Raw genomic sequence first — 6,879 nt, forward strand, 5'->3', positions numbered from 1 at the left:
CTCGAAAGCGAGTTCTCCGGCAACCTCACCGAGGTCTGCCCGACCGGTGTGTTCACCGACAAGACTCACTCCGAGCGCTACAACCGCAAGTGGGACATGCAGTTCTCGCCGAGCATCTGCCATGGCTGCTCGAGCGGTTGCAACATCTCCCCGGGCGAGCGTTACGGCGAACTGCGGCGCATCGAAAACCGTTTCAACGGTTCGGTGAACCAGTACTTCCTGTGCGACCGTGGCCGTTTCGGTTATGGCTACGTCAACCGCACCGACCGTCCACGTCAGCCGCTGCTGGCCGACGGCACCAAGCTCAGCCTGGACGCTGCACTGGATAAAGCTGCTGATCTGCTGCGCGGGCGCAACATCGTCGGTATCGGTTCGCCGCGTGCCAGCCTCGAGAGCAACTACGCGTTGCGCGAACTGGTTGGCGCCGAGCACTTCTACTCGGGTATCGAAGCGTCCGAACTGGAACGCATCCGTCTGGTCCTGCAAGTGCTGAAAGACAGCCCGCTGCCAGTGCCAAACATGCGCGACATCGAAGACCACGACGCGATTTTCGTCCTCGGTGAAGACCTGACCCAGACCGCCGCCCGTATGGCGCTGTCGCTGCGTCAGTCGGTCAAGGGCAAAGCCGAAGACATGGCCGAAGCCATGCGCGTCCAGCCTTGGCTCGACGCTGCGGTGAAGAACATCGGTCAGCACGCGCTGAACCCGCTGTTCATCGCCAGCCTGGCGGAAACCAAGCTCGACGACATCGCTGAAGAATGCGTTCACGCAGCGCCTGACGATCTGGCGCGCATCGGTTTCGCCGTTGCCCACGCACTGGATGCCAGCGCGCCTGCCGTTGAAGGTCTGGACGCCGAAGCACTGCAACTGGCCAAGCGCATCGCTGACGCCCTGCTCGCGGCCAAACGTCCGCTGATCATCGCCGGTACTTCGCTGGGCTCCAAAGCCCTGATCGAAGCCGCCGCGAACATCGCCAAGGCGTTGAAACTGCGCGAGAAGAACGGTTCGATCAGCTTGATCGTGCCGGAAGCCAACAGCCTCGGCCTGGCCATGCTCGGTGGCGAATCGGTGGATGCTGCGCTGCAAGCTGTGATCGACGGTAAGGCTGACGCGATCGTCGTGCTGGAAAACGATCTGTTCACCCGCACCGCCAAAGAAAAAGTCGATGCCGCACTGAACGCTGCGAAAGTAGTGATCGTTGCTGACCATCAGAAAACCGCGACCACCGACCGCGCGCACCTGGTTCTGCCAGCCGCAAGCTTCGCTGAAGGCGACGGTACGCTGGTCAGCCAGGAAGGTCGTGCTCAGCGCTTCTTCCAGGTTTTCGACCCGCAATATCTCGACGCGAGCATTCTGGTGCACGAAGGCTGGCGCTGGCTGCACGCCCTGCGCGCGACCCTGCTGAATCAGCCGATCGACTGGACGCAACTCGACCACGTCACCGCTGCCGTTGCTTCGAGCACTGCGCAACTGGCGCGTATCGTCGACGCTGCACCGTCGGCGGCGTTCCGCATCAAGGGTCTGAAACTGGCGCGTGAGCCGCTGCGTTATTCCGGTCGCACCGCGATGCGCGCCGACATCAGTGTTCACGAACCACGCACCCCGCAAGACAAAGACACCGCGTTCGCCTTCTCCATGGAAGGTTACTCGGGTTCGGTTGAACCGCGTCAGCAGGTGCCATTCGCCTGGTCGCCGGGCTGGAACTCGCCACAAGCGTGGAACAAGTTCCAGGACGAAGTCGGTGGTCACATCCGTGCTGGCGACCCGGGCACCCGCCTGATCGAAAGCACTGGCGATTCGCTGAACTGGTTCGCGGCAGCACCGCGTGCGTTCAACCCGGCGCCGGGTACCTGGCAAGCCGTGCCGTTCTTCCACCTGTTCGGCAGCGAAGAAAACTCTTCGAAAGCCGCACCGGTTCAAGAGCGCATTCCGGCGGCTTACGTGGCACTGGCGAAATCCGAAGCGGATCGTCTGGGCGTCAACGACGGTGCCCTGCTGAGCCTCAACGTGGCCGGCCAGACCCTGCGTCTGCCGCTGCGCATCAATGAAGAACTGGGCGCAGGTCTGGTGGCATTGCCTGCGGGCATCGCCGGCATTCCACCGGCATTCGCCGGCGTATCCGTCGACGGTCTGCAGGAGGCAGCGCAATGACCTGGTTCACCCCTGAAGTGATCGATGTGATCCTCTCGGTCGTCAAAGCCATCGTGATTCTGTTGGCCGTGGTGGTTGCAGGCGCGTTGCTCAGCTTTGTCGAACGTCGCCTGCTGGGCTGGTGGCAGGACCGCTACGGTCCGAACCGCGTTGGCCCGTTCGGTATGTTCCAGATCGCCGCCGACATGCTGAAGATGTTCTTCAAGGAAGACTGGACCCCGCCGTTTGCCGATAAAGTGATCTTCACTTTGGCACCGGTGGTGGCCATGTCCGCCTTGCTGGTCGCGTTTGCGATCATCCCGATCACCCCGACCTGGGGCGTCGCGGACCTGAACATCGGCTTGCTGTTCTTCTTCGCCATGGCCGGTCTGTCGGTCTACGCGGTGTTGTTCGCCGGCTGGTCGAGTAACAACAAGTTCGCCCTGCTCGGCGCGTTGCGTGCTTCGGCGCAAACCGTGTCCTACGAAGTGTTCATGGGCCTGGCCCTGATGGGCATCGTGGTCCAGGTCGGCTCGTTCAACATGCGTGACATCGTCGAGTACCAGGCGCAGAACCTGTGGTTCATCATTCCGCAGTGGTTACCACATTGAATACGCCGGTATGAAATGGGGCATGTTCTTCGTCGGTGAATACATCGGCATCATCTTGATCTCGGCGCTGCTGGTCACCCTGTTCTTCGGTGGCTGGCACGGTCCGTTCGGCATCTTGCCGCAACTGGCTTTCCTCTGGTTCGCACTGAAGACCGCGTTCTTCATCATGCTGTTCATCCTGCTGCGCGCGTCTATCCCGCGTCCGCGTTATGACCAGGTGATGGATTTCAGCTGGAAATTCTGCCTGCCACTGACCCTGATCAATTTGCTGGTGACCGCTGCGGTCGTGTTGTTGAACACGCCTGCAGTCGCGGTTCAGTGAGGATTTGACCCATGTTCAAATATATTGGCGACATCATTAAGGGTACCGGTACCCAGTTGCGCAGCCTGGTCATGGTCTTCGGCCATGGCTTTCGCAAGCGCGACACCCTGCAATACCCGGAAGAAGCGGTCTACCTGCCACCACGCTACCGTGGTCGCATCGTCCTGACCCGCGACCCCGATGGCGAAGAGCGTTGCGTTGCCTGCAACCTGTGCGCCGTGGCTTGCCCGGTAGGTTGCATCTCGCTGCAGAAAGCTGAAACCGAAGACGGTCGCTGGTACCCGGACTTCTTCCGTATCAACTTCTCGCGCTGCATTTTCTGCGGTCTCTGCGAGGAAGCCTGTCCGACCACCGCAATCCAGCTGACACCGGATTTCGAGATGGCCGAGTTCAAACGTCAGGACCTGGTGTACGAGAAAGAAGATCTGCTGATCTCCGGCCCCGGCAAAAACCCTGATTACAACTTCTATCGTGTTGCAGGTATGGCAATCGCTGGCAAGCCGAAAGGCTCCGCACAGAACGAAGCCGAACCGATCAACGTGAAGAGCTTGCTGCCTTAAGGAAGAACGATGGAATTCGCTTTCTATTTCGCATCGGGTATCGCTGTTGTGGCCACACTACGTGTGGTCACCAACACCAACCCTGTGCACGCCCTGCTCTACCTGATCATCTCGTTGATCGCCGTGGCGATGACCTTCTTCGCACTCGGCGCCCCGTTCGCCGGCGTGCTGGAAGTGATCGCCTACGCCGGCGCCATCATGGTGCTGTTCGTGTTCGTGGTGATGATGCTCAACCTCGGCCCCGCCGCGGTTCAGCAAGAACGCGCCTGGCTCAAGCCCGGCATCTGGGCCGGGCCGGTGATTCTCGGCGCGCTGCTGCTGGCCGAACTGCTGTATGTGCTGTTCGCTCACCAGAGCGGCCAGGCCATCGGCCACACCACCGTAGACGCGAAAGCCGTGGGCATCAGCCTGTTCGGCCCGTACCTGCTGGTGGTCGAACTCGCCTCGATGCTGCTGCTCGCTGCAGCCGTCACGGCGTTCCATTTGGGCCGTAACGAGGCGAAGGAGTAAGACATGCCTGCTATCCCTCTCGAACATGGTCTGGCGGTTGCCGGCATCCTGTTCTGCCTTGGTCTGGTCGGCCTGATGGTCCGCCGCAACATTTTGTTCGTGTTGATGAGTCTGGAAGTGATGATGAACGCCTCTGCACTGGCGTTCATTGTCGCGGGCGCCCGTTGGGGCCAGCCGGATGGACAGATCATGTTCATCCTGGTGATCAGCCTTGCAGCTGCCGAGGCCAGTATTGGTCTGGCGATCCTGCTGCAACTGTATCGCCGCTTCCACACGCTCGATATCGACGCTGCCAGTGAGATGCGCGGATGAACCTGATCTTTCTGACTTTCGTATTCCCTCTGCTCGGTTTCCTGCTGCTGTCGTTCTCCCGTGGACGCTGGTCGGAAAACCTCTCGGCGCTGATCGGCGTGGGTTCCATTGGCTTGTCGGCGATTGTCACCGCCTACATCATCTGGCAATTCAACGTCGCGCCACCTGAAGGCGGTCACTACACCCTGGTGCTGTGGCAGTGGATGGCGGTCGAAGGCTTCAAGCCTGACTTCGCCCTCTACATCGACGGCTTGTCGATCACCATGCTCGGCGTGGTCGTTGGCGTAGGTTTCCTGATCCACCTGTTCGCGTCCTGGTACATGCGCGGCGAAGCGGGTTACTCGCGCTTCTTCTCGTACACCAACCTGTTTATCGCCAGCATGCTGTTCCGGGTGCTCGGCGATAACCTGTTGTTCCTGTACTTCGGCTGGGAGGGCGTGGGCCTGTGCTCGTACCTGTTGATCGGTTTCTACTACAGCAACCGCAACAACGGTAATGCCGCACTCAAGGCGTTCATCGTGACCCGGATCGGCGACGTGTTCATGGCCATCGGCCTGTTCATCCTGTTCCAGCAAGTCGGCACGCTGAACATCCAGGAACTGCTGGTGCTGGCACCGCAGAAATTCCAGGTCGGCGACTTCTGGATCACCCTGGCAACCCTGATGCTGCTGGGTGGTGCGGTCGGTAAATCGGCGCAACTGCCGCTGCAAACCTGGCTCGCGGACGCGATGGCCGGCCCGACCCCGGTTTCGGCACTGATCCACGCTGCAACCATGGTTACTGCGGGTGTTTACCTGATCGCCCGTACCCACGGCCTGTTCACCCTGGCGCCGGACATCCTGCACCTGGTCGGCATCGTCGGTGGTGTGACCCTGGTACTGGCAGGTTTCGCCGCACTGGTACAGACCGACATCAAACGTATCCTCGCCTACTCGACCATGAGCCAGATCGGCTACATGTTCCTGGCGCTGGGCGTTGGCGCCTGGGATGGCGCGATTTTCCACCTGATGACCCACGCCTTCTTCAAGGCCCTGCTGTTCCTTGCTTCCGGTGCGGTTATCGTTGCCTGCCACCACGAGCAGAACATCTTCAAGATGGGCGGTCTGTGGAAAAAACTGCCACTGGCCTACGCCAGCTTCATCGTCGGCGGCGCGGCACTGTCGGCCCTGCCACTGGTCACCGCAGGCTTCTACTCCAAGGACGAAATCCTTTGGGAAGCGTTCGCCAGCGGCAACCACGGTCTGCTTTACGCAGGTCTGGTCGGTGCATTCATGACGTCGCTGTACACCTTCCGCCTGATCTTCATCACGTTCCACGGTGAAGCCAAGACCGAAGCCCACGCCGGTCACGGCATCGCTCACTGGCTGCCGCTGTCGGTACTGATCGTGCTGTCGACCTTCGTCGGCGCGATGATCGTTCCACCGCTGCACGGCGTTCTGCCAGAAAGCGTTGGCCATGCTGGCGGCGAAGCCAAGCACAGTCTGGAAATCGCCTCGGGTGCTATTGCTCTGGCCGGTATCCTGCTGGCAGCGCTGCTGTTCCTCGGCAAGCGTCGCTTCGTCACGGCGATCGCCAACAGCGGCATCGGCCGTTTCCTTTCGGCCTGGTGGTTCGCTGCCTGGGGCTTCGACTGGATCTACGACAAACTGTTCGTCAAGCCTTACCTGGCGATCAGCCACGTACTGCGCAAAGACCCGCTCGACCAGACCATCGGTCTGATCCCGCGTATGGCCAAGGGTGGTCACACTGCCCTGAGCCGCACCGAGACCGGTCAACTGCGTTGGTACGCTGCTTCGATGGCTGCTGGTGCCGTGCTGGTTATTGGCGCCATCGTGCTGGTAGCGGTCTGATATGAACCTTGCGAATTTGCGAAAGGAAACGAGCCCGTCATGATTCTGCCTTGGCTAATCCTGATCCCCTTCATCGGCGGCCTGCTGTGCTGGATGGGTGAGCGCTTCGGCGCTACCCTCCCCCGCTGGATTGCGCTGTTGACCATGACCCTGGAACTCGCCCTCGGCCTCTGGCTGTGGGCCCACGGTGACTATTCATTTGCTCCGGCGCCTGGCGCCGATCCCACCTGGGCGCTTGAGTTCAAGCATGTCTGGATCCAGCGCTTCGGCATCAACGTGCACCTGGCCCTCGACGGCCTGTCGCTGTTGATGATCCTGCTGACCGGTCTGCTGGGTATCCTCTCGGTACTCTGCTCGTGGAAAGAGATTCAACGTCACGTTGGCTTCTTCCACCTGAACCTGATGTGGATCCTGGGCGGCGTTGTCGGCGTGTTCCTCGCCCTCGACCTGTTCATGTTCTTCTTCTTCTGGGAAATGATGCTGGTGCCGATGTACTTCCTCATCGAGATCTCGGGTCACAGTTCTTCGGACGGCACGAAAACACCGATCTACGCGGCCACCAAGATCTTCATATTCACTCAGCC

Annotated in this window: 5 protein-coding genes and 2 pseudogenes; all 7 read left to right on the forward strand. The window is 60.6% G+C overall.

Features of this window, described 5'->3' with window-relative positions; genetic code table 11:
* Positions 1-2,151 (forward strand): molybdopterin-dependent oxidoreductase (locus tag ACIPZE_RS28410; protein ID WP_400776733.1); only part of this gene is annotated, 2,151 nt, incomplete at its 5' end.
* A pseudogene (locus ACIPZE_RS28415) lies at positions 2,148-3,063 on the forward strand (NADH-quinone oxidoreductase subunit H). The gene ACIPZE_RS28410 and the pseudogene ACIPZE_RS28415, both read left to right, overlap by 4 nt.
* Before the next feature lie 11 nt (positions 3,064-3,074).
* Positions 3,075-3,623 carry an NADH-quinone oxidoreductase subunit NuoI gene (gene nuoI, locus ACIPZE_RS28420; protein ID WP_236431037.1) on the forward strand — a complete coding sequence of 183 codons (549 nt, stop codon included), beginning with the start codon at positions 3,075-3,077 and terminating at the stop codon, positions 3,621-3,623.
* Positions 3,624-3,632: 9 nt separating this feature from the next.
* Entirely contained in the window at positions 3,633-4,133 is a 501-nt protein-coding gene (gene nuoJ, locus ACIPZE_RS28425) for an NADH-quinone oxidoreductase subunit J (protein WP_236431036.1), read from the forward strand.
* A gap of 3 nt (positions 4,134-4,136) precedes the next feature.
* Positions 4,137-4,445, forward strand: coding sequence for an NADH-quinone oxidoreductase subunit NuoK (nuoK, locus tag ACIPZE_RS28430; RefSeq protein WP_003223790.1), 309 nt, complete (start codon positions 4,137-4,139; stop codon positions 4,443-4,445).
* Entirely contained in the window at positions 4,442-6,295 is a 1,854-nt protein-coding gene (gene nuoL, locus ACIPZE_RS28435) for an NADH-quinone oxidoreductase subunit L (protein WP_400776737.1), read from the forward strand. The genes nuoK and nuoL overlap by 4 nt, the downstream gene beginning before the upstream one ends.
* Positions 6,296-6,334: 39 nt before the next feature.
* Positions 6,335-6,879: pseudogene (locus ACIPZE_RS28440) on the forward strand (NADH-quinone oxidoreductase subunit M); the annotation flags it as partial.

Origin of the sequence: Pseudomonas sp. NPDC089741, from assembly GCF_044748825.1 — a bacterium.
GTDB lineage: Bacteria > Pseudomonadota > Gammaproteobacteria > Pseudomonadales > Pseudomonadaceae > Aquipseudomonas > Aquipseudomonas helmanticensis.

Bases quoted from the DNA above. Each gene is read 5' to 3' on its own strand.
- nuoJ (WP_236431036.1), top strand. From the start codon at position 3,633: ATGGAATTCGCTTTCTATTTCGCATCGGGTATCGCTGTTGTGGCCACA.
- nuoK (WP_003223790.1), top strand. From the start codon at position 4,137: ATGCCTGCTATCCCTCTCGAACATGGTCTGGCGGTTGCCGGCATCCTG.
- nuoI (WP_236431037.1), top strand. From the start codon at position 3,075: ATGTTCAAATATATTGGCGACATCATTAAGGGTACCGGTACCCAGTTG.
- nuoL (WP_400776737.1), top strand. From the start codon at position 4,442: ATGAACCTGATCTTTCTGACTTTCGTATTCCCTCTGCTCGGTTTCCTG.